Below are 26472 nucleotides of genomic sequence, written 5' to 3'. Positions count from 1 at the left end.
TCCCGACGTTGAAAATGATGTATGAATTCAGAACAGCCAATGACTATTAGATCCCTTTTGCTTAGCATCACGTTTATACATAACTGTTTCATTCATTAGGAAGGAGGATTTTCTTGAATTTTGTATTACTGATTTTCCTGCCGATTGTGGCAGCCCTATTCGTTCCATTGCTAGTTAGGAAACTGAAAGACATACACACTGGGTGGTTCGTTTTACTCGTCCCTGTCTCCCTCTTCATTTTTTACATAGGATTTCTTAAAACAACAATGGATGGCGGGCATGCTATAGCAGAATTGCAATGGATTCCTTCACTCGGCATTTCGTTCGTGTCGTATATTGATGGACTCAGCCTGCTGTTTACCTTGCTTATTACAGGCATCGGTGCACTCGTTGTGCTCTACTCCATCTTTTATCTTGATAAGCGTAAAGAAAAGCTGAATCACTTTTACGTTTACCTGCTCATTTTCATGAGCGCCATGTTAGGTGTTGTCCAATCTGATAACGTTATATCCCTTTATTTATTCTGGGAGCTAACATCCATTTCGTCATTCCTACTTATTGGCTATTGGAATACACGTGACGGTTCACGATTTGGTGCATTGAAATCAATGATGATCACTGTATTTGGTGGACTAATGATGCTTGGAGGATTCGTTCTGTTAGGGATTATGGGAGATACGTTTTCCATCCGCGAACTTATCGCTAACGCCCCCACTTTTGTAGGACATGAATTCTTTACATTGGCGCTCGTTCTCGTACTACTTGGTGCTTTTACAAAGTCAGCACAGTTCCCGTTCCACATTTGGTTACCGGATGCAATGGAAGCGCCTACACCGGTCAGTGCCTATCTACATTCAGCAACGATGGTGAAAGCAGGTCTTTACCTCGTCGCCCGATTTACACCTATTTTCGCTGTTTCTGAAGTTTGGATTTGGCTCGTAGCTGGTATCGGACTTCTGACATTATTCTGGGGATCTTTCTTTGCAGTGAAACAGACTGATTTAAAAGCGATTCTTGCTTTCTCGACAGTCAGTCAGCTTGGACTTATCATGTCTCTGCTCGGAGCAGGTGCGCTTGCCTATCACTCGGATGACCCCATTTTCAAATTCGCAACATTTGCAGCGATCTTCCATTTGATCAACCACGCAGTCTTCAAAGGGAGCTTGTTCATGATTGCCGGTATTGTCGATCATGAAACGGGTACGCGCGATATCCGAAAACTCGGCGGATTGATGAGTATTATGCCCGTCAGTTTCACGGTTGCGTTCATCGGTTCAATGTCGATGGCAGGTCTGCCGCCATTCGGCGGTTTCCTGAGTAAGGAAATGTTCCTTAAGTCGATGCTGGCCATTCGCCATTTTGAACTGTTCAACTTTGCAACATGGGGAATTATCTTCCCTGTTATCGCTTGGATTGCCAGTGTTTTCACATTCATTTATAGCTTTTACTTTGTATTTAAGACGTTCGCTGGAAAACAAAAAAGTGAACCTCTTCCTACTAAACCGCATGAAGCGCCTGTCGGGATGCTTGTATCTCCCGTCATTCTTGCTACGCTCGTTGTTGGCATCTTCTTCATACCGAACTTGATTGGAAAATGGTTTGTAAAACCAGCTGTCATGGCTGTCCAGCCTGATTTATACAGCCATCCTTCTGAAGTTGCCGTTCACGTCGCAGCATGGCACGGAATTGCTGCTCCAGAATTATGGATGACGGTTTCGCTTGTCGGAGTCGGTCTCGTTCTATTCTTGACCTTGGCGAGATGGAAGAAACTGTATGACATTCAACCTGAATACTTGTCATTGAATGCCCTGTATGACTCAGCCATGTTCGTTAGTGAAGGTGGAATGAACAAACTTTCCCGCTTCTATATGACTGGTTTAATCCGCACATATCTGATTTATATGTTTGCTTTTATTGCTGCCATTACAGCGGCGACGTTATTCATCAAAGAAGCTTTCATAGTTGATATGGAGAGTTTTGCCCCTGTCAACTTATATGGAGTTCTGACTGCTATTGTTCTGGTTATCGCAGTTTGTATGGTTCTACTTGCGAAGACAAGACTGTCAGCAATCATTGCCCTAGGTGCCGTCGGTTATTCGGTTGCTTTATTCTTCGTTATTTTCAAAGCACCGGATTTAGCGCTTACACAACTCGTTATTGAAACGATATCTGTTGCTTTATTCTTGTTAGCCTTTAAACATCTACCGTCTCTGAACAATCACGGCCAAACAAAACGCAACAAGATTGGCAATTTGATTATTGCGGCTGGTGTCGGAATAACGGTGACATTGGTTGCCTTATCGGCTCATTCACAAAAATTGATTCCATCTATCTCGCAGTATTACAAAGATACAGTTTATACAGAAGCGGGTGGCGGGAATATCGTCAACGTTATTCTTGTAGATTACCGTGGATTTGATACATTATTTGAAATCACCGTTCTATCAATCGTCGGAATCGCCGTCATTGCAATGATTCGCCTGAAATTGTCAAAAAAGGAGGAGAATACGGATGAAAACAAATGATGTCATTTTACAAACTACAACAAAAATCGTATTCTTCATCATCTTCCTTTTTTCAATCCACATTTTCTTTGCGGGACATTATACACCAGGTGGCGGTTTCGTTGGAGGATTGCTTACTACTGGAGCAATCGTTCTTCTCTTACTCGCTTTCGATTTGAAAACGGTACAAAAAGCACTGCCTTTCAACTTCACGATTATGACAGGCATCGGCTTATTGCTTTCTCTAGGAACGGCAGCAGGCTCAATTTTTTTCAACGTTCCTTTCTTTACACATGCTTTCGACGATTTCACTTTGCCGTTGTTCGGAACAACTTCCCTTCATACAGCAATGATTTTTGATGCAGGTGTCTACCTTGTTGTCGTTGGGGCAGCCGTTACAATGATTCAATCGATTGGAGGAGATGCGTAATGGAGTTTATAATGGCCATCGTCATCGGAATTCTTTTCATGGCAGCTGTCTATCTGATTCTTTCCAGGAGTATCCTCAAAATCATACTCGGGACAGGCCTATTGAGCCATGGTGCTCACTTGCTCATTCTTACAATGGGCGGTCTTGGTGGCACCTCTCCGCCAGTCGTGGCAGAAGGCGTAACAGATTATGCAGATCCTTTGCCACAGGCGCTTATTTTAACAGCGATTGTTATTAGCTTCGGTGTGACAGCATTCATCCTTGTATTAGCTTATCGGACGTATGCTGAGCATCAGACAGACAATATGAATCTTATGAGGGGAAATGACGAACATGATTAATCTACTTCTATTTCCAATCATTTTGCCATTCCTGTTCGCAATTATTCTTCTGTTTTTCAAGGAGAACGTCAGGGTACAACGATCATTAACATGTGTCGGCCTGCTTATTAGCTTGGTTGCTGCACTTTTCCTAGTTGCAAAAGTGAAAGCGGATGGTGTTCAGGCAATTACACTTGGAAGCTGGCCCGCACCTTTCGGAATTTCAATGGTTTCCGATATGCTGTCTGCATTACTTGTTACCACAACAATCTTGATCACACTTTTTGTTGTACTATACAGTTTCACTGCAATTGGCGAAGAGCGGGAGCGCTTCTTTTATTACCCCGCCATCCTGTTCATGATTACAGGCATCAATGGCGCATTTACAACAGGTGATATTTTCAATATGTTCGTATTCTTCGAAGTACTGCTCATCGCCTCTTACCTATTAATCGTTTTAGGCGGCGAGAAAAAACAACTTCGTGAATCAATGAAGTACATACTCGTCAATGTCATTTCATCTGCATTATTCGTTATTACAGTTGCTTACCTCTACTCTGTTATTGGTACATTAAATATGGCCGATATTTCAGTGAAGATTGCAGAGATTGGACAACCCGGTATTATAACCGTGATTGCAGTGCTCTTTTTAATCGTATTCGGCGTAAAAGGATCCCTGTTCCCGCTTTACTTCTGGCTACCAGGATCTTATGCAGCGCCTCCAATACCGGTGCTGGCACTATTCGGTGCATTGCTGACTAAAGTCGGTATCTATGCAATCATCCGAACGTATACGCTGTTCTTCGTACACGATATCGGATTTACACATGGTTTATTATCTGCACTGGCATTGCTCACGATTATTGCCGGCTGCATTGGTGCCCTTGCCTATTTCGATGTAAAACAAATTATTATTTACAATATCGTCATTGCAGTGGGTGTTATTTTATTCGGTGCTGCACAAATGAACGAGGCTGGTTTAACGGGTGCCGTTTTCTATTTGATCCATGACATGCTCATTAAAGGGGCTTTGTTCCTTCTGATCGGCATTATTGTTTACGTAACCGGAACCTCTAACTTACGTAAGATGGGTGGGTTAATGAAAACCCATGCGCCACTTGGCTGGATGTACCTAATTGCTGCATTTGGACTAGCGGGCATTCCGCCATTAAGCGGTTTCGTCGGTAAGCTTCTTATTGTTAAAGGGGCATTCGAGGCAGGCAATGTCTTGGGGAGTATAATCATCCTGGCATCCAGCCTTGTGGTCCTGTTGTCTGTCATCCGGATTTTCATCTATGCATTCTGGGGAGACCCCACAACTGTGGAATTGCCAACGACAAACCGACGGACATACCGGAAGATGATGATACCTGCTGTAGCATTAGTCATTCTCTCTGTACTCTATGGGGTTGGTACTGAATGGCTCATTCCCTATATGACGGACGCAACAGACGTATTACTACAACCATCCATCTATATTGATGCGGTGTTAAAGGAGTAGATGAACGATGGCATTTCAACTATTATTGAACTTTTTCATCGCTCTCGTCTGGATGTTCATGAGCACCTCATTCACCGCTTCAACATTCATCATTGGGTTCTTGATTGGTCTGCTTTTGATCATTATGACGAGACGCTTTTTCCCTGGTAGACTTTACATCTGGCGACTTTGGGCAACGTTTAAACTAGCACTACTCTTCTTCAAGGAGCTGACTTTGTCTAATATTTCAGTGCTGCAAGTCGTCTTACGGCCGAAGATGAATATTCAACCTATGATTTTCGCTTTGCCAACTGACCTTGAACATGACTGGGAGATTACATTGCTATCGAGCCTGATCACATTGACACCGGGAACAATTGTGTTGAACGTTTCTGATGATCAAAAAACGCTTTATATCCATGCCATTGACGTCGATGATGTTGATGACGCAATTGATTCAATCAAAAATTCATTCGAAAAAGCCATTAAGGAGGTAAGCCGACCATGACGACATTCATATGGGTTTGTCTAATCCTTGTCCTGCTGTCGATTGCCGGTATGCTGTACCGTGTGTTCCGCGGTCCTTCTATTCCGGATCGGCTCGTCGCACTGGATGGGATTGGTGTCATGCTTATTTCAGCAATCGCTCTACTATCAGTCATCTTCGATACCGGATTTTTCATGGAAGTCATCTTGCTTATTGCGATTATGTCATTCATTGGAACCGTATCATTCTCAAAATTCATTGAGAAAGGAGAGATAATCGAACGTGATCGTACTAGCTAATAGCCTCATCGTCCTTACAATCGTCGTTGGCATCGTTTTCACTATCGTAACCGTCATTGGTATCATTCGTTTACCGGACGTCTATACGAGGGCGCATGCCGCTTCTAAGAGTGCAACTTTGGGTGTGCTTAGTATTCTGCTAGGTGTGTTTTTTCACTTTTGGTTGAAGGAAGGCCATTTTAGTATTCAACTTCTACTGGCAATTGCATTTCTGTTCATTACCTCTCCGATTGGCGGACATCTTATGAGCCGCGCAGCTTATATATCGGGCGTCAAACCGACAGAACTAACTGTTGGTGATGATCTTGCAGAAGTTATCAAGCAAGCTAAACTAAAGAATCCTCCAACTCATCAGAAGGAAGACTAAGCTTTGAATGAGTGAAAAACGCACCCCTTATTAGATAAGGGGTGCGTTTTTTGGATGATGATAGTTATGCTCGGCATGAGGTGGGTTATGCTCGCCTTAAGGAGGGTTATGCTCCCCACGGATGAGTTTATGACCGTCTTGAAGTATGTTATGACCGCCATGCACGAGTTTATGACCGTCTTAAGAAATTCCGTCCTATTTAAAGAACATTGAATAGGTTCTGTTTCGATTAGCACCTTCTAGTCGTAAATTCATACCCTGCAAAATTCGAGTGGCACTTTGACGCTCAATGTGCAAAAATGTACGGCAATCTTTATTTTTCATCTTTCCACCAAATAAAAGGAACCAATCTCGGATTGCTTGCTTATGTGCGTCGGGGCTTGTCCTTCCACATGCGGTACAACGCCATCCCTTCATGTACTTCTGCATGCCTAAAAAGTTGCAGGATGGACATGCAACGCCAGTCAGGATCTTGTTCTTTATCTCAGGGTAGGTCAAACAAATAGGGGTCGGGATGTATTCACGATGACTATTGACAAGGTCACTTGTCAGCGTCGAGAATGTTTCTTCATCCAATAGTGGGGGAACTATCGGTAAATTACGTATGAAGTTCGGAACGGCATTAGGGAAAAGAAACGGGGTTTTCGTATCAAACAGTTCAACACGTTGTTTGGAATACGCTAATACGATTGCACCATAAACAGGCAATGTAATATTTCGAGAGTGAAACCAGTCTTGCAATAAGGTGCAATTATTCTCGACTTGCGTAATGGGGCTATTAAATCCCTTTACTTCCCCATTGTTGAGTACTCGGATTAATTGCGGTGGATTGTTAACTATTTTAAGTTCACCTGAGATGTTCTTCACTTCAAATATAACCGCATACGATGGGGTAACGAACAGTGTGTCGATTTGAAAAGGAGTACTGGATACTAGTGATACATCATGCAAAACGCGGTATTTCATTGGAAAAGAGTAATTTTCAAAAACCTTGTCTAATTGTTGCTCTCCACCAAAACCAGCTTTCCTTGAAGCATATGCCGTTTCTAAAATTGGTAACGTTCTTTGACTCAGTGGCAAGCGACTAATTGCAGCATATAGCCCTTCTAGTTGCAATGGTTCTTTTCTTGATTTGCTTATGAAATTCCCCATCCCCCTTCTACGAAAAATTAGAACTATCCACGAAAGTGTAACATATTTATACAATTGATTCTAGATATATAGTCGAATATTCAGAACCCTGGAACCTGATTCAATTGAACATATCGCAAGACTTAACCGGCTCAAAAAAGATTATGCTCGGCACGAGGTGCGTTATGCTCGCCTTGGCTAGTGTTATGCCCTTCTTGATGCTTGTTATGACCGTCTTAGGCAGGGTTATGCTCGCCATGGATGACTTTATAACCGTCACACCGGTTTCCCCATTAAAAAAAGCCTGCTAGCCGAAAACTCGGTTGGCAGGCTTTTTTTTAGTATGGCCCGTAATATCCGTATGGTTGATACGGATAGTATGGGTATGGATACGGTGGGTATGGATAGGATTGGTATCCGCCGCCATATCCGTATCCGCCACCAGGAAACAATGCACTTCCTAATAAACTACCAGCAAATCCGCCAATGAAAGGTCCGCCAAAGTCACCAAAACCGAATCCTCGACCGAAGCCACCGCGACCAAAACCACCACGGCCAAAACCTCCACCTCGACCTCGACCATATCCGCCACCACCGTGAAATCCTCTAGTCATAATCATTCCCCTCTCCTACTTATCCTATTCAAATAAGACTAATAGGAAAGAGGCAATCGCCTATTACACTTCTCTATCGGTTTCGGCTAGCCGTTCAACAAGAGTCGCTAGCGTCCGTACCATGACTCCAGTTGCACCTTTAGGCCCTAAATCATGTGCAGCAACCGCATCCGATGTCCCCGCAATGTCAAGATGTATCCAAGGCGTGTCGCCAACAAACTCCCCTACAAATCCACCGCCAAAGATCATATGTCCGTCTCTTCCTGGCGAGTTATTCAGGTCTGCCACATCACTTTTACGTAGTCTTTTCTTATCGTTTTCCGTTAACGGAAGTCTCCAGACGAATTCATCCGTTTCCATGGATGCCTGCATGAACTCTTCGAAGAATTCTTCATCATTTGTAAGCGCCCCTGTCTTGTCCATACCAAGCGCGACGATAACGCCGCCTGTCAGTGTCGCAACGTCAATCAGACAGTCTGCGCCTGCCTGCTTAGCGTATGTAACCGCATCTGCAAGAACAAGACGTCCTTCAGCGTCTGTATTGAGCACCTCTATCGTCTTCCCACTAAGTGATGTGATAACATCATCTGGTTTAAAAGCATCCCCGGAAACCATATTGTCCGTTGACGCGATCACAGCGATGACATTTTTCGCAGGACGCAGCTCTCCTATGATTGTCATTGCCCCTAGGACTGCAGCCGCACCGCCCATATCACCTTTCATACCAACCATTCCGTCTTTCGTTTTCAATGAATAGCCGCCTGTATCATAGGTAATTCCTTTGCCAACAAGACCGATAACATCTTCCCATTTTTCAGTTGCAGCATACTTCATGACGATTAACTTAGGCTCTTCCACTGAACCTTTATTGACTGCTAGAATAGCGCCCATACCGAGTTCTTCCATTTCTTTCTTACCAAGTACCTCAATTTCAAAATCATATTTTTCAGCGACTTCACGTGCATAGTCAGCCATTTTAGTCGCCGTTAATATATTAGGCGGCATATTAACTAGATTTCGTGCTTCATTAACCGCGTATGCATGAACTTTCCCTACTTCAAAGGCCGCTTTCAGCTCATCTTCATCAAATGAAGATAAGAATGACAACGTTTCAAGTGCAATATCGCGTTCATTTGAATCCGTGCGGTATCCTTCAAACTTGTACATGCCAAGTCCAATACCCTCCGTTGCCGCAAAAACAACATCCTCACACGTTAACTTGTCATTCGTGAATGGAGCCGTCCAAATAGCGGCAGAGGCCGCTTTCATGCTTGCAAGCTCTTTTCCGACCGCCGCAAATACTTGACGCAAACGATCCTCCGTCAATTCCTTATGCAAACCAAGTCCGATAAATATTACACGCTTGTAGCCTCCAGTTTCTACGGATGGCATTTTAACAATACTTTTGAACTCAGTTTTAACATCTCCAGATTTAACCCATTCTGGTAAACGGGAACTGAATGAACTGACGAAGCCGTCCCAGCCTGTTATATTTTCCGGATGTTCGGGTACACCAATTACAAGTACTTCTGCTTCTACATTATCAAAATTCGGTTCCAATATTATTGTTTTCATTTGACAACCTCCAATTTTACCTACATTCTTTAGTATAGCCTAAATTTTCAGCCCTTCGTAGTATTTCATTCGGAATCCGTACTAACTTGTTTTTATAGCACGTCATTATGGTATACTGAATACACAATTTTTGTACATTATAGAGGAGTCGAAGTAAATGGCCTTATTACAAAATACCCCGTTAATTGCGGCATTATTCGGTATTATCTTTGCTCAATTCGTCAAAATCCCGATTCATTATTTCCTGGAAGGTAAACTTGACTGGAAATTAATGACTTCAACAGGAGGGATGCCCAGCTCTCATTCGGCTGCAGTTACATCATTGACGACTGCAATCGCTTATGAAGAGGGATTAGATTCACCTATGTTTGCCGTGTCTGCCATCTTTGCTGTCATCGTCATGTTTGATGCAACGGGAATTCGTTACCAGGCAGGACAACAAGCACTGATTATCAATCAAATGCGAGTAGACTTCCAAACGTTCGTTCAAGAAGCAAAAGGCTGGCAGCAGAAAGATGGACAACAAAAAATTCAAGAGTTAAAAACGTTGCTAGGTCACAAACCAAGTGAAGTGTTTGCAGGAGCTGTAACTGGTATCCTTATCTCTGTTATTATCTATTCATTCATTATCTAACTACGAAAAAAGGTGTGTTCAAGCATAATCGCTTGAACACACCTTTTTCTTAAAACATTTGGTAACCTTGTTTTCTTAATAACTTAATAACAAAACCTGAAATAATCGCTCCGACAAGTCCACTTGCTAAAATGAGGATATCAGCTGTATGAAGTGCCATAGCTTTGTCACCAAGAAGCTGGAACGCGTATTTCGGTTTCGTGACATATTCATATACACGTACTTCATCAATAATTAGTATGACGACAATTGGATAAATGATGGCCATCAACCATGTCATTCGAAGAAGCATATTCAATAAGAATCCTATTCCAAAAAACATTACTATGAAAATCATTATAGATAAAACGACGTGCGTTAATGAAATCGTTCCCAATGTGACTACCTCCGTTTTCCATTCACTATTTTACAGGAACGAATGAACGCTTTCAACATTACACGACTCGTTCAATAATTTGTCGATTTTATCCCTGTTGTAATAGATCACTTTTTGAAAAATAGTTTATAAGAAGTATAACCGAATTGATCGCCCGGGTTGATATTTTCAATTTCATCAAACCCTGATTCGATCACCTTTTCCGCAATTTCATGAATCATCACAGAGACGTCCTTATCTTCCTTTAAATCGAATGGACTCTTCCATGCGACTTCTGAAATCTCTCTTAACTCCGGAATTAATATCTGTCCTTTAGTAGTAGGCGTCAACAAGAATATGGCCATGTTGTCGCTCACCTCTCCATTCAATACGCCTGTACGAAACCCAATCATTCCTTCGAGCTGACAGACAACACCTGTTTCTTCCTTTACTTCACGAATCGCTGCGCAATCTGCAGTTTCATCACCATCAACAAATCCTGCCGGTATGGACCATAAACCTTTTAAACCACCGTAGTTTTTCCTAACAACAAGCCACTGTCCTTCGCTATTCACAACAAGCCCTGCCGCGCCAAGCCATACATTACCTCGCATTTTTCGTGACATTTAGGATCCTCCTCATAAGAAAAGCGTAAGCGCCTTGGTAGACCCGAAAAGCGCTGGAGGGCCTTAAGATAAAGGCGTTCTTTGCCTTTAACTTAAGGACTGAAGCGACTCGAGGGGCTAGGCGTTGGAGTCTAGACAATTAGAAAAGCGTAAGGCGCCGTCCGTCCCCGACAGGCATAAGACGGTTTGCGAGGAGGCGTATTTCTGCCTCCACAGCAAAACGGCTTATGACCCGAGGGGTTGGCGCCTGGAGCCTAGAAACCACTCCAAGTGAATAACTAATACTTTCTTATCTTTTAAAAAAGCACCCGCCGTCAAGGACGGGCGAGTGCTTCAGAAGTGTTTTATTTAAGTAAGTTGAATTTACCTTTTTTCAGTGTAAGACCTACTCCGCCAATCATGAAGAGCGCACGATTATCAATCATTTTCTTCATGAATGAAGCTTTAGTACCCGTTACTTTTTTACCGAATACGACACCAATTGCATCGCTATCTCCAAGTGAACAAACGCTACCTTTTAAATCAGGTGTAAAGTCAGAAGTTGGTTCACCTTTCATAAGTGCGATGATGTTATTCGCACACATGTCACCTTGTTGCATAGCAATTTGTGCAGTAGGTGGGAATGGACGGTTCACTGCTTCGTTAATCATAAGTGCGCAGTCTCCAACGATGAATACATCGGAATGACCCGGTGCACGAAGATCTTTGTCTACTTTAACACGAGCACGCATGTTTTCGATACCCGTTTCTTCGATTAGACGGTTACCACGGACACCTGCAGCCCAAACGACTGTGCCAGCTTTGACGAATTCAAATACGTCTTCGCCTTTTTTAATATTAACGCCTTCAGGAGTAGCTTCTACAACTGGCGTACCAATCGAGAATTCGATTCCTTTAGAGTTCAAATGCTTAACAGCATAATCTACAAGCTCAGGGTCAAATCCTGGAAGAACCATTGGCGCTGCTTCTACGCATAGTACGCGTACCTTTTCTTGTGGAACGTCGAACTCTTTGCAAAGTTCAGGTACACGGTTACCAAGCTCGCCAAGGAACTCGATGCCTGTGAAGCCCGCTCCTCCAACGATAATTGTCAGACGGCTATCGTCTTTAACTTCTTCAGTTGACCAAGTCGCAAATTGATATTCGATATGTTCGCGAATTTGACGTGCTGCTTTAACGTTGGCAATAGAAAATGCATATTTATCAAGACCTGGAATACCAAATGTTTCGCCTTCAAAACCAAGTGAGATAACAAGGTAATCGTATGTATGTGTACCAACATTTGTCGTTACGACTTTCCCAGTAACGTCGATTGCTTGAACTTCAGCTTGGACGAATTTTACTTTATTACTGTTAATAACATCTTTGATATCATAACGCACTGATTCAGGAGACATTGTTCCTGCAGCTGCTTCATGAAGCCATGTCGATTCATAGTGATACTCATTTTTGTTTATAAGAACGATATCTGCATCGTCTGCTCCAAGAGATTTTTGCAAGTTAACAACTGTTGTTAAACCGCCATAACCCGCGCCTAATACTAAAATTGTCGGTCTTTTCACGAAGATCGAAACCACCTTTGATTTTTTTATGTGCCCGGCCCACGTGAAATCGGTACACCGACGATTTACACAGTCCCGGCCTTTGTCATTTTTTCGACAAACTTCTATCTCTTATAGTAGCCCTTTTGATGGGGCTTTTCAATAGTATATTTGAAATAGCAAATATTTGAAAATACTGACTAAAAAAACACAACTATAATTCGACAAAAAAAGCTCTCCTAAGTATGATTTAGGAGAGCTAGAAAAGAAATCAGCAGTCCGCTGGAGTTCCTTCTTTCTTAGCTGTTCTGAATGATGTTCCACAACCGCAAGAAGCAATTGCATTGGGATTATTTATGGTAAATCCGCCCCCCATAAGGGACTCTTTATAATCGACTTGTGTGCCTTCAAGAACGCCGGCATCTTCACTAGAAACGAGAATTTGTAAACCATGCTGTTCAAGCAGAAGATCATCCGGTGACTTTTCAGTTTCAAAACCCATTCCGTATGTCAAACCACTACATCCTCCGCCGTTCACAGCGACACGCAGGAATGACCCTTCTTCCTCATTATGACGCATCATTTCTCTTACATGAATTGCTGCAGCTTTAGTAACCTCAACAACTTGTGTCATTCGTGTTCACCTTCCCTTTGTTTTCTTCCTTCTATAATAGCAATTAAATCGAGCAAAACGCAATCATATTAACTCCAGTGTTGAAGGATATACGCTATAATGAGTTAACTAGTACGAAAGGTGGGTCTACATGGAAATCAGCCCTTTTTATGATAAAAAAGTTGCATGCATTTATTGTAAGCAAAACTTCACTACCACAAAAATTCGCTCAAGATTCATTCGGGTTTCATCCCACGAAAGTGACTTCAAACCTGTCTACTCAAATCCAGAGGTAAATCCAATCTTTTATAACGTTGCAGTCTGCCCTCACTGTGGCTTCTCTTCTACCGATGATTTTTCCTCTTATTTTGCTCCTGGCACAGAAGAAGACATAGCTGCACGAATCACATCTCAATGGAATGGCCGATCTTTCAGTGCAGCACGTGATATCAATGAAGCCATTGAAACTTATAAACTTGCCTATTTAAGCGCCATGTTCAAAAAGGAAAATGTTCTTACACTGGCAGGACTTACCTTACGAATTGCTTGGTTATATCGTGATAAAGGAGCGGAGGTAGAAGAACAGCGTTTTCTAACAATCGCACGAAATTTCTATACTACAGCGTTTTCAGAAGGAGATTTCACTGGAACCCAAATGTCAGAAACAAGGGTATTGTATTTGATTGCAGAATTATCTTGGAAAATCGGTGATGAGAATGAGGCAATAAAAAGCTTTTCGCGCATTCTAGAACGCCAACGCACATCCTCTGAACCGAAGCTCATCGAGATGACAAAAGAACGATGGCAAGATATTCGGGCAATAAAATAGAAAAGACGGACCGAAATTCGGACCGTCCCACTTAAAATCAAAATACTTGTTCTACCTCAACGACACCTGGAACTTCTTCCAAAAGTGCTCGTTCGATCCCTGCTTTTAGTGTAATCGTCGAGCTTGGGCATGTACCGCAAGCACCAAGAAGGCGAAGTTTCACGATGCCATCCTCGATATCCACAAGTTCACAGTCTCCCCCATCACGTAGGAGGAATGGACGTAATTTATCTAATACTTCTTGTACTGGTTCAGTTAACGCTGTATCTGTCATTGTTTTTTAACTCTCCTTTCCTTATACTTATTATAAACTGGAAAGAAGAAAAAATCCAACAATCAATCGGGAGGGGACAATTAATATGAGTATCACTACTACAATCATTGAAATTTATGGTGCAGATATCATCTGTGCAAGCTGTGTCAATTCACCTTCATCCAAAGACACATACGAATGGCTTCAAGCTGCTATCGATAGAAAGTACCCGAATCAGCCATACGATATCACTTACATTGATATCGAGTCTACTGTTTCCGACGACAAACACAAAAAAGTTGTCCAGCAAATACAGGACGATGAGTTCTTCTATCCGCTAGTCATGATCAACGACGAAATGATTGGTGAAGGCTATATTCAATTAAAACCGGTATTTGCTGCGCTTGAAAAGAACGGCTATATAGCTGAATCTTAAACTGATAAAATTTCAAGATAAATGAGAAGAACAAAAGCGCTGAAGTCTATATGGTCGGTGCTTAATAAATAGAATGTTCTTCCAACACCGCTTTGTCGCTTGGTGATGGCCTCAAGTAATAAGCCCGCCAGAAGATCCCTTGGGAGGGATTTAACTGCATCCCTCCTTGGTCTTATTGCTTCGACTCACACTTGTCGCTCCTTCGCTAGATTTGTTCGTTATACTGATGAGGTTTATCACCTAGTTAATGCTAAATAAGTAGTGACGAATATATAGACGTACAATCACTACGTTACAACTTACCCACAATACGAGATTTATAATTTCCTAGACAATAAAAAAAACCTTATTCGCGACTATGCGAATAAGGTTTTTTTGTCAACCATTATGCCATTTGTACATCCAGAGCACACCAGACTTCAACAATCGTGCAATACGGCCTGTTACAGTACGGTCAGCAAGGTATGCAAATCCTTGCTTCTTACCAAGGGATCCGAGGAACCCTTTCAGCTTGATTTCCGGCATAGTTTCCGGAAGTGGTTCGTTGTTCCAAACGTTACGTAATATGCGTACAATCTGTTCCGCCTGTTCCTCAGCTACTTGCGCACTTGGAGCATAAGGAAGCGCCGCACAGTCTCCTACGATATAGACATCGTTAAATTCAGGCAACTGATGATACTTGTTCAGTACAACCCGACCTGATCCGTCTTTTTCCGTATCAATTTTTTCCACAGGTGCAACCGGGCGAATCCCAGCTGTCCAGACAACCGCATCAACCGCGATTGTTTCTTCGTGGTTAAATAGGGTCGTCGGTTCCACTTTTGTAATGTTAGAACTCGCAACGACGTCTACATTATGTTCGTCAAACCACCCTTTAACATAATTACTAAGTCTCTCAGGGAAGTCCCTCAAAATCCGTGGGCCGCGATCGAACAGCTTAATGTTCAAATCGGGTCTACTTTCCCGGAGTTCGCTAGCAAGTTCGATCCCACTTAAGCCGGCTCCAACAATACCAATCGTTGCACCACTACCAAGACCAAGAAGTTTTTCGTACGTAACTCTGGATTTACCAATCGTCTGAATACTATACGTGTACTCTGCCGCTCCTGGTACGTCATGATAGTTATCTTCACAGCCAAGCCCAATTACCAATTCGTCATACATGATTTGCACGCCATCATCAAGATAGACGCACTTCTCATCCGGCCTGATTTCTATTATTTCTCCGCCAACAACTTTCAGCCTATCATGTTCCGGAAGTGGAACACGCACGACTGAGTCCGATACAGTTCCAGATGCAAGCGCATAAAATTCCGTCTTCAAACTATGAAACGGAGTCCGATCGACAAGCGTTATTTCGACATCACTCGGCAATTCTTTTGTCAATAAACGTAGTAAAATGCGCATATTCCCATATCCGGCACCTAATAATACAAGTTTTCTCATAAGTTTTCTCCTTCGTAATCCATTAATCCGTTGTTTTCCCAATTACGATTATATCAGTTTGTGACATGCTTCACAATGATTCACGGTAAAGTGCAATTTTAATCAACATGAATAATTTCTTTATGATTTTAAAAAACCTTTAAATCAGCTTCGACTCCCCCATACAAGGTCATCTACGCTGAATTTATGAAGGTATTCACACGTTCAACACATATAATTATTTAGTCTCACCCCATAGAACGTGGTTAATTTAGTCGGTCCATCCGGTAATGCCAGATTGTTGACGTGCGAAGAAAAAAAGAGTAGGATTTCAAATAGGTGAGGTGATCATCGTGAATCCGATTGTCGAATTTTGCATGAGTAATATCGCAAACTATTCGCAAGAAACATTTGAAAAATTGGAGAAAGATCCAAATCTTGATGTTCTTGAGTATGGTTGTTTAAGTTACTGTACAAAATGTTCAGAATCGCTGTATGCAATCGTCAATGGTGAAATCGTCGAAGCAGATACAAACGACGAGCTGACCGAGCGCATCTATCAATATATAGAAGACAATCCGCTCTTTTGAGCATTATGGCTAACCGCCCTTTTCAGGCGGCTAGCTTTTTTATATTATCCAATCAAGTAATGTCTGGTACGAATAAGTCGGTTGCTGCGTTTTCAAGAGTACTTCTTTTGGCGAAGTGACGCCTCCTGCAACATGTATCGTATCAATGCCAAAACGAATTCCCGCTTGTATATCCGTATCGTAGTTATCACCAATCATAACCATCTCTTCTTTTCGAAAGCCGTTTTCTACCTGAATGAATTCAAGCATATGCGGCTCAGGTTTCCCAACAAATAGCGGCAATACCCCAGTTGCACTTTCCATTAAGGTGACAAACGATCCATTCCCCGGAACAAGTCCTCTTTCCGTGGGAAATGCTTTATCACTGTTTGTTGCAATGAAATGCGCGCCTCCCCGTAACGCCAGACAAGCATCCGCCAATTTCGCATACGTTATACTTCGGTCAATCCCCATGATAACAACATCGGGATTCGTTGCTGTGATTGCTATCCCTTCAGACGCTAATGCTTCTTCCAACCCTTTTTCACCAATCATCATAACAGATGCACCTCTATAATTTTCTTTACAGTACTTTGCGGCAGCAATCGCAGATGTCATGATGCGGTCAGAATCTGCGATTATTCCGAATGATGCCAGTTTCTCCCGAAGCTGCACACGTGTCATCGAAGAATTATTTGTGATGAAATAGGGATCGATTCCATTTTGTTGCATATTTCCAATGAAAGAGACCGCTTCCGAAATCGGTTCAGTCCCGCGGTAAACAGTTCCATCTAAATCAAGACAGATTGCTTTGTATTTATCCATAATCATTTCTCTTCCGGTAAGAAGGCAGATACTGGACCAAGCTCATTTTCAAGATAATGACGCACTTTTTTTGGAAACTCAAGGAGTTCATCCATTGAGGCATTCAATACTTCGATTATCATCCCAACGTCTACTTTAGTGAACTCACGCACAATCATTTTCCTAAGTTCAATTACCACTTTTAACGGTCCTGCCATTTCGGAAGTGATAACACGCTCGTCTTCCATTATGTCAATAATATCTTCGTAACTCCCTGGGTCACGCATGATAAAACCGTCAATCATCGAATTTCCGACGTCAATAATCGACTCGATAAGTACATTCGCTATCCGTTCAAGCGCAAGTGAATGGATAATATCCTTCTGCCACTCTTTTTCATTTCTGTACAATTCAAGTAAAACTTCCATATGATTTAGCGATTCACTGATTTGGTTTCGGTCAACAAAATACATGGACTTTCCCTCCTGATTGTTCAACTATTTTCATCTTATGATACCATATTTGCGATACTAGATAATTTGAAATACAGATATCCCCTTGTAAGGCGCCTCCGCTCAGTATAAATAGGTATTCATTTGTTCTATATATAGGGGATAATGAAAGCGTAAGCGAGACTGATTATATATATCCCGCAAAACGAGCGTTAACATACCGAGAGCAACCATATATACACACAAACGAGCATTTACCTCCCGCTACCAATCATATATACACACAAACGAGCATTTACGTCCCGCGACCAATCATATATACACGCAAACGAGCATTAACATACCGTAACCAATCATATATACACACAAACAAGCATTAACGTCCCGCAACCAATCATATATACACGCAAACGAGCATTTACGTCCCGCAACCAATCATATATACATTCCACCCTAAGAACCTCCAGGCGCAGGATTCTGTTCGTGGACTATCATTTTTCAAAGGTTATCCATAGGTCGTGAATTTTATCATTTTCTATACAACAAAAAACTCGCGGGCAGATTCAAGATCCACGCGCGAGCCTAGTTATTCAGATACTTCAGGAGTTTCTGCTTCCAGTTTAACCCGGCCTGATTTTTTCAATACAAAATAGGCACAGCCAAAATTACAGTATTCGTAAAGATAATCCTGTAAGGTGCTGATTTTTGTTTCATACGTTGCTTTCTGGTTTGTATCTTCGAAAAACCCTTTTAAACGGAGTTGTCCGTATCCCCAGTCCCCAAGTATGTAGTCGTATTTGAGGAGAACATCACTGTATCTTGCAAGCAAAGCCTCTTCATTAAATCCCTCACGGTAGTCTGTCAGTATATCAAATTGCCAGTTTTCTAAAATTATCAATCAACTTTCACCGCCAATTTAACTTTGCAGTGTTGTTTCAAGTTGTTCATCACCTTGACGCTGCCTTTCTTTTGCAGCCGCGTTCACCTGCTCATCAGCATGGTAACTCGAGCGTACGAGTGGACCTGCCTGACAGTGTGAGAACCCTTTGGACATTGCAATTTTTCTCAACTCGCCAAATTCTTGCGGCGAATAATACTTTTGTACTTTTAAATGTTTTTTACTAGGCTGTAAATACTGGCCTATTGTCATTATATCAACTTTATGCGCAATAAGGTCATCCATTGTCTCGAGAATTTCTTCATGTGTTTCACCAAGACCAAGCATCAAAGAAGATTTTGTAGGAATATCAGGTTGCATTTCTTTTGCACGAAGCAATAGTTCAAGTGAACGGTCATATGTCGCTCGCGCACGAACCCTTGGTGTTAGGCGACGTACCGTTTCGATATTGTGATTCAAGATATCTGGTTTAGCATCCATGAGTCGCTCAAGGTTCTCATAAACGCCGCCCATATCAGATGGCAGAACTTCAACTGTTGTAAATGGATTTTTTCTACGAATTGCACGGATTGTTTCTGCAAATACCGCAGATCCTCCATCTTTCTGATCATCACGCGCTACTGCTGTAACAACTGTATGCTTTAAATTCATAAGCGCAACAGAATCTGCAACGCGTTCTGGTTCTGCAAGATCTAGTTCTGTTGGTAAACCTGTTTTAACGGCGCAAAAACGGCATGCACGTGTACAAACTGCACCAAGAATCATAAATGTAGCAGTACGGCGCTCTCCCCAACATTCATGGATATTTGGACAACGAGCTTCTTCACATACAGTATTTAAATTATTCTCACGCATAATTTTTTTAAGGCCTGTATAGTTATCATTCGTATTTAGCTTGATTTTCAACCAATCGGGTTTTCTAACGTGTTCCGTTCTGTTTCCCTGTTCCGGTTTGCATGACACGACGACCGACTCCATTCCTACAAACTTATAAAGTGTTTTCACTACTGTTGCTAATGTATCATATATTCAGACTTCAAACAACCATCCCTAGGGTCTAATTCGATTACCTTTACAAAGAAAGAGACAGTGCTAGTTACCAAGCACTGTCTCTTTTCAATTAATGGCCACCTAAGTAAGCATTCTTGATTTCTTCACTGGCATGCAGCTCCTCAGCAGTCCCTGAAAGAATGACACGCCCCGTTTCAATAACGTACGCACGGTTAGCAATTGACAAGGCCATATTGGCATTTTGCTCTACGAGGAGAATCGTTGTTCCCTCTTGATTAATATCCTTGACGACTTGAAAAATCGTCTTAACCATTAGTGGAGCCAGTCCCATTGAGGGCTCATCCAACAACAACAATTTCGGTCTTGCCAGGATAGCCCTACCCATCGCTAACATCTGCTGCTCTCCGCCAGACAGCGTTCCCGCTGATTGTTTGCGTCGTTCATGCAAGCGTGGAAAAATCTCATAGACTTTTTGGAAATCTTGTTGAATACCCGCTTTATCTTTTCTTAAAAAAGCACCTAATTCAATATTCTCTTCAACGCTCATATCTGCAAACACTCGTCTTCCTTCAGGTACATGGGAGATTCCTGCTTTTACAATGGCTTGGGCTTGCTTACCCGCTATTGAATCATTCAAATACTCTATAGTGCCTTCTTTTGGTTTTAATAAACCTGATAATGTTTTCAACAACGTACTCTTCCCAGCACCATTCGCACCAATCAATGTCACAATTTCACCTTGATCTACATGTAAAGATACACCTTTAAGCGCATGGATACTACCATAATAGACGTTGAGGTTGTCAACTTTCAGCATACTCATTCGTCAACTTCCTCCCCTAAATAAGCCTCGATTACTTTCGGATTATTACGGATTTCTTCAGGAGTTCCTTCAGCAAGAAGTACACCATGATCCAATACGTAAATACGTTCACAAATCCCCATTACCAAATTCATATCATGTTCAATTAATAAAATGGTTAGATTGAATTTCTTACGGACAAATGCGATTAACTCCATTAGCTCTTTCGTTTCCTGCGGGTTCATCCCAGCAGCTGGTTCATCAAGTAGTAACAACTCCGGGCCTGCGGCTAATGCGCGTGCAATTTCAAGCCTCCGCTGCTTCCCATATGCAAGATTTTTTGCATCTTCATCTCTATATTTATCCAATTCAAAAATCTTGAGGAATTCCATTGCTTTTTCTTCCATTTCTTTCTCCCCAGAAAAATGGGATGGAAGACGTAGCATAGAACTTAGAACTGAATGCTTCGCTAATGAGTGATAAGCAACTTTAACATTATCCAAAACGGATAGTTCATTGAACAACCTAATATTTTGGAATGTCCGACTAATTCCCCTGCGTGTTACCTGATAAGGAGCCATACCATTAATACGTTTCCCTTTGAATAAAATATCGCCTTCCGTAGGCTTATAAACACCTGTCAATAAGTTGAAACTCGTTGTCTTACCCGCTCCATTTGGACCAATGAGCCCAATAAGTTCACCTTGATTGATTTCCATATTGAAATTCGAAACTGCCTTCAGCCCGCCAAACTGTATACCTACATCTGTCACTCTCAGTAACGGTTCACTTGTCATGCTGGCTGCCTCCTTTCGAACCTCTCCATAACTTGAAGTAATCCGTTATTTCCATTGTGCCCATTAAGCCTTTTGGACGATAAAGCATAACAATGATAAGTACTAGACTATAGATAATCATGCGTGTTTCAGGATAACTTTGTAAGAATGTGGAAACGATTGTTAATAATATTGTTGCAACAATTGCTCCTGACAAACTTCCTAAACCACCCAACACAACATAGATCAAAATATCGATTGACTTTAAGAATCCAAAGTTAGCAGGTTGAATAATGTAAAAGTTATGTGCATACAAAGCCCCAGCAACTCCCGCAAAGAAAGAACCAATTGCAAAAGCTAAAACTTTGTAATACGTTGTATTGATGCCCATAGCGTCCGACGCAATTTCATTCTCTCGAACTGAAATACACGCGCGACCATGCCTTGAATTTGTAAAATTGACGATAACTACTATTGTAACGAAAAGACAGATAAACGCAGAGGTCCATGTAGTTAAATGCGTCACTTGCATCCCTGCCGCTCCACCTACATATTCAATATTCAAGAAAACAATACGAATGATTTCCGCAAATCCAAGTGTAGCAATTGCTAGATAATCGCCGCGTAGCCGTAAACTTGGAATCCCAATGATTAGCCCTGCAATTGTAGCAATAACCCCTGCCGCTAAAATTGCAACTGGAAATGGCAGTTGGAATTTCATCGTCACGATTGCCGAAATATAGGCTCCCACTGCTAGGAATCCTGCATGACCAAGTGAAAACTGTCCTGTAACACCAATTACTAAGTGCAAACTGACGGCCAACATAATATTAATTGCCATAAAGATTAATGTATTAGAATGAAAATCATTTAATATACCTACACTTATGAGCACTTGAATAACCGTATAAACGATTAGAGATGAAGCAATAAATGACCAAAACTGTTTTGACTTTTTCATGATATTGTTTCACCTACACTTTCTCACGTGTATTTTTACCAAAGAGTCCCGACGGTTTGAAGATGAGTATTAAAATCAAAATGACGAATGCCGCAGCATCTCTCCAAAGAGAGAAACCAAGCGCACTGACAAATGTTTCTACTACTCCAAGCACAAGACCTCCAGCCATGGCTCCGGGAATAATTCCAATTCCACCAAGGACAGCTGCGACGAATGCTTTCAAACCAGGAATAATACCCATTAACGGGTCAATCTTTGTATAATAAATACCGAAAATAACGCCCGCTGCACCAGCCAAAGCTGATCCAATCGCAAACGTAGCCGAGATTGTGTTGTCAACATTAATTCCCATCAGCTTAGCTGCTTCAGCATCATAGGAAACAGCTCGCATCGCTTTTCCGATTTTCGTTTTATGTACAACAAATTGAAGAATGATCATCAATGTGACAGAAACAGAAAGAATTAGGATTGACTGACTGCTTATTTGAGCACCGAAAAAATCAAATGATTTATTGCGTAGTACTTCTGGATACGCATTAGGTTGCGCACCACGCATATAAATGACACCATTTTGAATAAGAAGTGACACCCCAATTGCAGTAATCAACGCCGCGATTCTTGTCGCATTTCGTAATCTTTTGTAGGCTATTCGTTCGATAAGAACGCCAATAACTGCGCAGGAAGCCATTGATAATAGTAGGGCAGGGATGAATCCAAGACCCCAACCCGCGATGGAGTAATACCCAATAAATGCACCAATCATAAAGATTTCACCATGTGCGAAGTTTATGAGTTTGATAATTCCATAAACCATTGTATAGCCTAGTGCAATTAACGCATAAATACTGCCGAGTGAAATACCGTTTATTAGCTGTTGTAACCATTCCATTAACTTTTCACTCCTTTTCCAGCTTTAAAATAAGGCTTAAAAAAGGAATGAGGGGAGGACATCCTCCCTCCATTCCTACAGTTTTAACTTCATTCAGCAGAAGTTTACCACTTCTATTAGTTGCGTGATTGATTTAAGGATTAACTTTTGTATTGAAGACTTGTTCGCCGTCTTTGTATTCAAGAATAGTAGCCGATTTGACAGGGTGATGGTTTTCATCAACCGAATACAAGCCAGTTACAAGCTCAAGATCTTTTGTTTCAGCTAGAGCATCTTTAATCTTCACAGAATCTGGACCGCCTGCACGTTTAATAGCATCAGCTAATAGATAAACCGTGTCATAACCAAGGGCATTAAATGCGTCAGGTGATTTACTATATTTGTCATTGAACTTTTTGTTGAATTCTTGAATGATACCGTCTGGATCTTCAGATGAATAGTGATTTGTTGTAAATGTGTTATTCAATGCTTCTGCACCGGCAAGTTCAAGTAGAATTGGAGAATCCCAACCATCTGCTCCCATAAGTGGAACAGTGATACCCATTTCACGAGCCTGTTTAACAATCAATCCTACTTCTTCATAGTATCCAGGGATGAAAATGAATTCAGGATTTGCTGCTTTAATGCGTGTAAGAGTTGAACGGAAATCAGAATCTTTACCTACGTAAGATTCTTCAGCAACAATTTTACCACCTGCAGCTTCAAAATCTTTTTTGAACGATGATGCAAGACCTTTTGAATAATCGCTTGCATTATCAGAGAAAATCGCTACGTTTTTAACACCAAGATCATTCGCTGCAAAGTTTGCTGCAACCGTTCCTTGGAATGGGTCAATAAATGACGTACGGAATACGAATTCATTAACGTCCCCGTTATCTTTAACTGTTACGTTCGGGCTTGTCCCAGATGGGCTGATAAGTGGAGTTTTGTTGCCATTAGCGATTTCAGCCTGTGCAACAGTAGCACCACTTGTAGCTGCTCCGATGATTGCAATTACTTTATCCTGAGTGATCAATTTAAGCGCTGCACTCGTTGCTTCGGCAGGCTCAGACTTATTATCGACTTTGACAAGTTCAATTTCCTTGCCATCAATACCGCCTGCAGCGTTAATTTCTTCAACTGCAAGTTCAATTCCCGATAGTTCGGAAGTACCGTAAGAGGCAACAGCACCTGATAATTCAAGGTTGACTCCGATTTTAATCGTATCGCCGCCCTTAGATCCACCTGTGCTTTCTTCCTCAGCTTTGTCCCCTGCACCACACCCTGCCAACAATCCGACTGCTAGAGCGGAAGCGGCAAATACACTTGCAAACTTTTTCAATTTCATATAAAATCCCCCTTTTGATTGATACTTCCGACAATTTAAATCGAACTAGTACGACAAACGATTTAGCATTCCGAAAGATATCATTTTGTTTCCGCTTACATGCTTATTGTAAAACAAACTTTCTATTCGGTCTATAGAGAGTTTTCAGTTCTCATCTTTCGAAGTTTAATTTCTTCGAATAAGTCTAACAGTTAATAGAAAGATCAGTTATACAATATCATCCTTTCCTAATACTTTTAACTAATCATTGAATGGAAGTTCACCATTTTCTGATTACTTTAGTCTTAACGCCTAGTATATATACCTATCTGACTATTGTCAAAACATTTTTTTGTTAGAAAACTATTTTAAACATAATAAAGAAGCGGTAAAAAGTTCACCGCTTCCAATCATTTACTATTATAAAGACAGCTGTGTTGCCTCTTTTTTAGCTTTCATCGTCCAAACAGAAAACAATACTACAAGAATAACAATAACACCAACTAGACCTATCCATATGGAGCCTGTGATACCTAAGATGATATAGCCCATTGTGGCCACCAATGCACAGATTAATGCATAAGGAAACTGTGTCGCAACGTGATCTATATGGTTACAGCCTGCACCTGTAGAAGATAGAATCGTTGTGTCAGAAATCGGTGAAGCATGATCGCCGAAAACTGCTCCCGCAAGTACTGCTGCAAGTGCTGGCAGTAACATTTCCGGTGCCGCGTCAATCATTATGGTTCCTGCAATCGGCATAAGAATACCAAATGACCCCCATGAGCTACCTGTCGAAAAGGCCATAATACAAGCAAGGATAAACATGATGACCGGCAGGAATGAAACCGATATATTCGATTTCAACACAAGCTCTGATAAATATAAGCCTGTTTCCAATTTTCCTATCAGGAATGATAATGACCATGCAAAAATAAGAATCAGCACAGGTGGCATCATTGCTTTCAATCCATTTATAAAGGCACTGCCAATAAGAGAATAGCTTGCCGTTTCATTATTTTTCATCTGTTGCATATATAATACTACCGCTATTAGCGTGGCGATAATTCCACCCGACAGTAATGCAAGAGAGACATCCGTATTTTCAAAAATTGACAAAAGGCTCATTGATCCGCCGGCTAAATAACCTGTCCAAATCATAACCGCAAATGTCACTGCAACAAGTGTGACGATTGGTGCGACTAAATCCCGAACGCGGCCATGTGCGTGTACTGGGAAGTCTTCTTTTAACTGACCTGGAATTGTTTTAGCAGGATCAAATAATTGACCTGTTTCTGTAGCAAGTTGTTCATGTTTCTTCATTTCGAATAGATCGAAATTGGTCCACGCAAGGAAAAACACCATTGCAAGTGTTGCAATAACGTAAAAATTCATAGGCGCCATCATAATGAAGGCAGATAGTGGTGAATAGCTAATCGCTGCAGCACCACCAAATATAAGTGCAAGTTGGCCTATTAAAAAGGCACCCCAACTTGAAATTGGTGAAATGACACAAATCGGTGCTGAGGTTGAATCGATGAAATAAGCTAGTTTTGCTCTTGAAACTCGATGCTGATCTGTAATCGGACGAGCAATTTGGCCAACTGCCAATGCATTGAAATAGTCATCCACAAAAATAGCTATACCGAGAAATACTGTGAGCAGTTTTGCACCACGTTTTGTTTTGATGTGCCGCACTGCCCATTCTGCAAATGCCCTGCTTCCACCGGATAAACTAACAAATGCAGTGATAACCCCTAATAGAAGGATGAAAAGGATAATGTAAATGTTCCCTGTATTCAGTCCACCATCCCAAAATGTAGCCTTAACTGACTCCAATAAATTTTTTAATGATTCAACAGGTCCGAACGACGCCGCCAGCAGAGCACCTGAGACTATTCCTGCTCCGAGCGACAACAGCACCCGTTTAGTTGCAAACACCATAATAATTGCGATTAGTGGTGGTAAAATTGATACCCATGTTCCTATCATCTACTATTCCTCCATTTAGTCGGGTTGAGGCCCTGTATAGGGGGAATAAAAAAACGGCTACTAATTACACTCAGCAGAGTGCATCAGGAGCCG

30 protein-coding genes are annotated in these 26472 nt (G+C 41.6%); 11 read left to right on the top strand and 19 right to left on the bottom strand.

The genetic code is table 11. The annotated features are described in order from the left end of the window. The first annotated feature begins 113 nt into the window (after positions 1-113). From ACP8HG_RS22025 to mnhG, 7 genes are read left to right on the top strand one after another with little or no spacing between them, the layout of a single operon-like run. The gene (locus ACP8HG_RS22025; RefSeq protein WP_438297996.1) at positions 114-2525 is read left to right on the top strand and encodes a Na+/H+ antiporter subunit A; all 2412 of its coding nucleotides are present in this window, start codon (positions 114-116) and stop codon (positions 2523-2525) included. Next, positions 2512-2934, top strand: coding sequence for a Na(+)/H(+) antiporter subunit B (locus ACP8HG_RS22020; protein ID WP_067206416.1), 423 nt, complete (start codon positions 2512-2514; stop codon positions 2932-2934). The genes ACP8HG_RS22025 and ACP8HG_RS22020 overlap by 14 nt, the downstream gene beginning before the upstream one ends. Further along, positions 2934-3275: a Na(+)/H(+) antiporter subunit C gene (locus ACP8HG_RS22015; protein WP_067206413.1), complete on the top strand. Its 342-nt coding sequence runs from the start codon at positions 2934-2936 to the stop codon at positions 3273-3275. The genes ACP8HG_RS22020 and ACP8HG_RS22015 overlap by 1 nt, the downstream gene beginning before the upstream one ends. After that, positions 3268-4755, top strand: coding sequence for a Na+/H+ antiporter subunit D (locus ACP8HG_RS22010; RefSeq protein WP_067206410.1), 1488 nt, complete (start codon positions 3268-3270; stop codon positions 4753-4755). The genes ACP8HG_RS22015 and ACP8HG_RS22010 overlap by 8 nt, the downstream gene beginning before the upstream one ends. A 7-nt stretch (positions 4756-4762) precedes the next feature. Beyond that, on the top strand, positions 4763-5242 hold the full coding sequence (locus ACP8HG_RS22005; RefSeq protein WP_067206407.1) for a Na+/H+ antiporter subunit E: 480 nt from the start codon (positions 4763-4765) through the stop codon (positions 5240-5242). Continuing rightward, complete coding sequence (locus ACP8HG_RS22000; protein WP_067206405.1) at positions 5239-5520, top strand: Na(+)/H(+) antiporter subunit F1; 282 nt, start codon at positions 5239-5241, stop codon at positions 5518-5520. The genes ACP8HG_RS22005 and ACP8HG_RS22000 overlap by 4 nt, the downstream gene beginning before the upstream one ends. Next, positions 5504-5887, top strand: coding sequence for a monovalent cation/H(+) antiporter subunit G (gene mnhG / locus ACP8HG_RS21995; protein ID WP_067206403.1), 384 nt, complete (start codon positions 5504-5506; stop codon positions 5885-5887). The genes ACP8HG_RS22000 and mnhG overlap by 17 nt, the downstream gene beginning before the upstream one ends. Before the next feature lie 195 nt (positions 5888-6082). Here the strand turns inward: mnhG and ACP8HG_RS21990 are convergent, their stop codons facing one another. The 3 genes from ACP8HG_RS21990 to ACP8HG_RS21980 all read right to left on the bottom strand — a co-directional run bounded on the left by ACP8HG_RS21990 (position 6083) and on the right by ACP8HG_RS21980 (position 9207). Beyond that, complete coding sequence (locus ACP8HG_RS21990) at positions 6083-7039, bottom strand: nuclease-related domain-containing protein (RefSeq protein ID WP_342537684.1); 957 nt, start codon at positions 7037-7039, stop codon at positions 6083-6085. Between the two features lie 317 nt (positions 7040-7356). Then, positions 7357-7632: a hypothetical protein gene (locus ACP8HG_RS21985; protein WP_187046919.1), complete on the bottom strand. Its 276-nt coding sequence runs from the start codon at positions 7630-7632 to the stop codon at positions 7357-7359. Between the two features lie 63 nt (positions 7633-7695). After that, positions 7696-9207: a leucyl aminopeptidase gene (locus ACP8HG_RS21980; RefSeq protein ID WP_187046918.1), complete on the bottom strand. Its 1512-nt coding sequence runs from the start codon at positions 9205-9207 to the stop codon at positions 7696-7698. Between the two features lie 157 nt (positions 9208-9364). On the opposite strand from ACP8HG_RS21980, the gene ACP8HG_RS21975 reads away from it, so the two are divergent. Next, positions 9365-9841, top strand: coding sequence for a divergent PAP2 family protein (locus ACP8HG_RS21975; protein ID WP_187046917.1), 477 nt, complete (start codon positions 9365-9367; stop codon positions 9839-9841). Between the two features lie 49 nt (positions 9842-9890). Here the strand turns inward: ACP8HG_RS21975 and ACP8HG_RS21970 are convergent, their stop codons facing one another. The 4 genes from ACP8HG_RS21970 to ACP8HG_RS21955 form a co-directional block, all read right to left on the bottom strand. Beyond that, positions 9891-10217: a YuiB family protein gene (locus ACP8HG_RS21970; RefSeq protein ID WP_257722502.1), complete on the bottom strand. Its 327-nt coding sequence runs from the start codon at positions 10215-10217 to the stop codon at positions 9891-9893. 107 nt (positions 10218-10324) lie between these two features. Continuing rightward, the gene (locus ACP8HG_RS21965) at positions 10325-10822 is read right to left on the bottom strand and encodes an NUDIX domain-containing protein (RefSeq protein WP_067206392.1); all 498 of its coding nucleotides are present in this window, start codon (positions 10820-10822) and stop codon (positions 10325-10327) included. Between the two features lie 344 nt (positions 10823-11166). Continuing rightward, a complete protein-coding gene (locus tag ACP8HG_RS21960; protein ID WP_067206389.1) occupies positions 11167-12384 on the bottom strand; it encodes an NAD(P)/FAD-dependent oxidoreductase in 1218 nt (405 codons plus the stop codon). A 250-nt stretch (positions 12385-12634) separates the two neighbouring features. After that, entirely contained in the window at positions 12635-12997 is a 363-nt protein-coding gene (locus ACP8HG_RS21955; RefSeq protein ID WP_067206387.1) for a HesB/IscA family protein, read from the bottom strand. Positions 12998-13127: 130 nt separating this feature from the next. Here ACP8HG_RS21955 and ACP8HG_RS21950 point away from each other — a divergent pair, with 130 nt between their 5' ends. After that, the gene (locus ACP8HG_RS21950) at positions 13128-13805 is read left to right on the top strand and encodes a DUF2225 domain-containing protein (RefSeq protein ID WP_187046916.1); all 678 of its coding nucleotides are present in this window, start codon (positions 13128-13130) and stop codon (positions 13803-13805) included. A gap of 37 nt (positions 13806-13842) precedes the next feature. Here ACP8HG_RS21950 and ACP8HG_RS21945 read toward each other — a convergent pair whose 3' ends face one another. Continuing rightward, complete coding sequence (locus tag ACP8HG_RS21945) at positions 13843-14079, bottom strand: NifU family protein (protein ID WP_187046915.1); 237 nt, start codon at positions 14077-14079, stop codon at positions 13843-13845. 85 nt (positions 14080-14164) lie between these two features. Here ACP8HG_RS21945 and ACP8HG_RS21940 point away from each other — a divergent pair, with 85 nt between their 5' ends. Next, the gene (locus ACP8HG_RS21940; protein WP_340741589.1) at positions 14165-14494 is read left to right on the top strand and encodes a YuzD family protein; all 330 of its coding nucleotides are present in this window, start codon (positions 14165-14167) and stop codon (positions 14492-14494) included. Between the two features lie 378 nt (positions 14495-14872). Here the strand turns inward: ACP8HG_RS21940 and ACP8HG_RS21935 are convergent, their stop codons facing one another. Further along, positions 14873-15940: an NAD(P)/FAD-dependent oxidoreductase gene (locus tag ACP8HG_RS21935; protein ID WP_187046913.1), complete on the bottom strand. Its 1068-nt coding sequence runs from the start codon at positions 15938-15940 to the stop codon at positions 14873-14875. Between the two features lie 332 nt (positions 15941-16272). On the opposite strand from ACP8HG_RS21935, the gene ACP8HG_RS21930 reads away from it, so the two are divergent. Then, a complete protein-coding gene (locus tag ACP8HG_RS21930) occupies positions 16273-16509 on the top strand; it encodes a YuzB family protein (protein ID WP_067206374.1) in 237 nt (78 codons plus the stop codon). A gap of 39 nt (positions 16510-16548) precedes the next feature. Here the strand turns inward: ACP8HG_RS21930 and ACP8HG_RS21925 are convergent, their stop codons facing one another. The 10 genes from ACP8HG_RS21925 to ACP8HG_RS21880 form a co-directional block, all read right to left on the bottom strand. After that, positions 16549-17313 (bottom strand): TIGR01457 family HAD-type hydrolase, encoded by a 765-nt coding sequence (locus ACP8HG_RS21925; RefSeq protein WP_421102347.1) that lies wholly within the window; start codon positions 17311-17313, stop codon positions 16549-16551. A 2-nt stretch (positions 17314-17315) separates the two neighbouring features. Beyond that, the gene (locus ACP8HG_RS21920; protein WP_438297995.1) at positions 17316-17765 is read right to left on the bottom strand and encodes a DUF86 domain-containing protein; all 450 of its coding nucleotides are present in this window, start codon (positions 17763-17765) and stop codon (positions 17316-17318) included. A gap of 565 nt (positions 17766-18330) precedes the next feature. Further along, positions 18331-18642 (bottom strand): YutD family protein, encoded by a 312-nt coding sequence (locus ACP8HG_RS21915; RefSeq protein ID WP_187046911.1) that lies wholly within the window; start codon positions 18640-18642, stop codon positions 18331-18333. An 18-nt stretch (positions 18643-18660) separates the two neighbouring features. Further along, positions 18661-19620 (bottom strand): lipoyl synthase, encoded by a 960-nt coding sequence (lipA, locus tag ACP8HG_RS21910; RefSeq protein ID WP_067206365.1) that lies wholly within the window; start codon positions 19618-19620, stop codon positions 18661-18663. Positions 19621-19762: 142 nt separating this feature from the next. Continuing rightward, positions 19763-20470, bottom strand: coding sequence for an ABC transporter ATP-binding protein (locus ACP8HG_RS21905; RefSeq protein ID WP_067213852.1), 708 nt, complete (start codon positions 20468-20470; stop codon positions 19763-19765). Positions 20471-20472: 2 nt separating this feature from the next. After that, positions 20473-21252, bottom strand: coding sequence for an ABC transporter ATP-binding protein (locus ACP8HG_RS21900; RefSeq protein ID WP_067206363.1), 780 nt, complete (start codon positions 21250-21252; stop codon positions 20473-20475). Beyond that, positions 21242-22192, bottom strand: a complete 951-nt coding sequence (locus tag ACP8HG_RS21895) for a branched-chain amino acid ABC transporter permease (protein ID WP_067206360.1) — start codon at positions 22190-22192, stop codon at positions 21242-21244. Before ACP8HG_RS21895 ends, ACP8HG_RS21900 begins: the two co-directional genes overlap by 11 nt. Positions 22193-22205: 13 nt before the next feature. Beyond that, positions 22206-23081, bottom strand: coding sequence for a branched-chain amino acid ABC transporter permease (locus tag ACP8HG_RS21890; RefSeq protein ID WP_067206357.1), 876 nt, complete (start codon positions 23079-23081; stop codon positions 22206-22208). Positions 23082-23214: 133 nt separating this feature from the next. Continuing rightward, positions 23215-24408, bottom strand: coding sequence for an ABC transporter substrate-binding protein (locus ACP8HG_RS21885; RefSeq protein WP_438297994.1), 1194 nt, complete (start codon positions 24406-24408; stop codon positions 23215-23217). Between the two features lie 399 nt (positions 24409-24807). Then, the gene (locus ACP8HG_RS21880) at positions 24808-26379 is read right to left on the bottom strand and encodes a Na+/H+ antiporter NhaC family protein (RefSeq protein WP_342537679.1); all 1572 of its coding nucleotides are present in this window, start codon (positions 26377-26379) and stop codon (positions 24808-24810) included. Between the last annotated feature and the right edge of the window lie 93 nt (positions 26380-26472).

This window comes from Sporosarcina sp. FA15 (assembly GCF_051550195.1).
GTDB classification, from domain to species: Bacteria; Bacillota; Bacilli; order Bacillales_A; family Planococcaceae; genus Sporosarcina; species Sporosarcina psychrophila.
The sequence above is the reverse complement of the archived record's forward strand: the minus strand, read 5'-3'. Positions and strand labels throughout refer to the sequence as shown.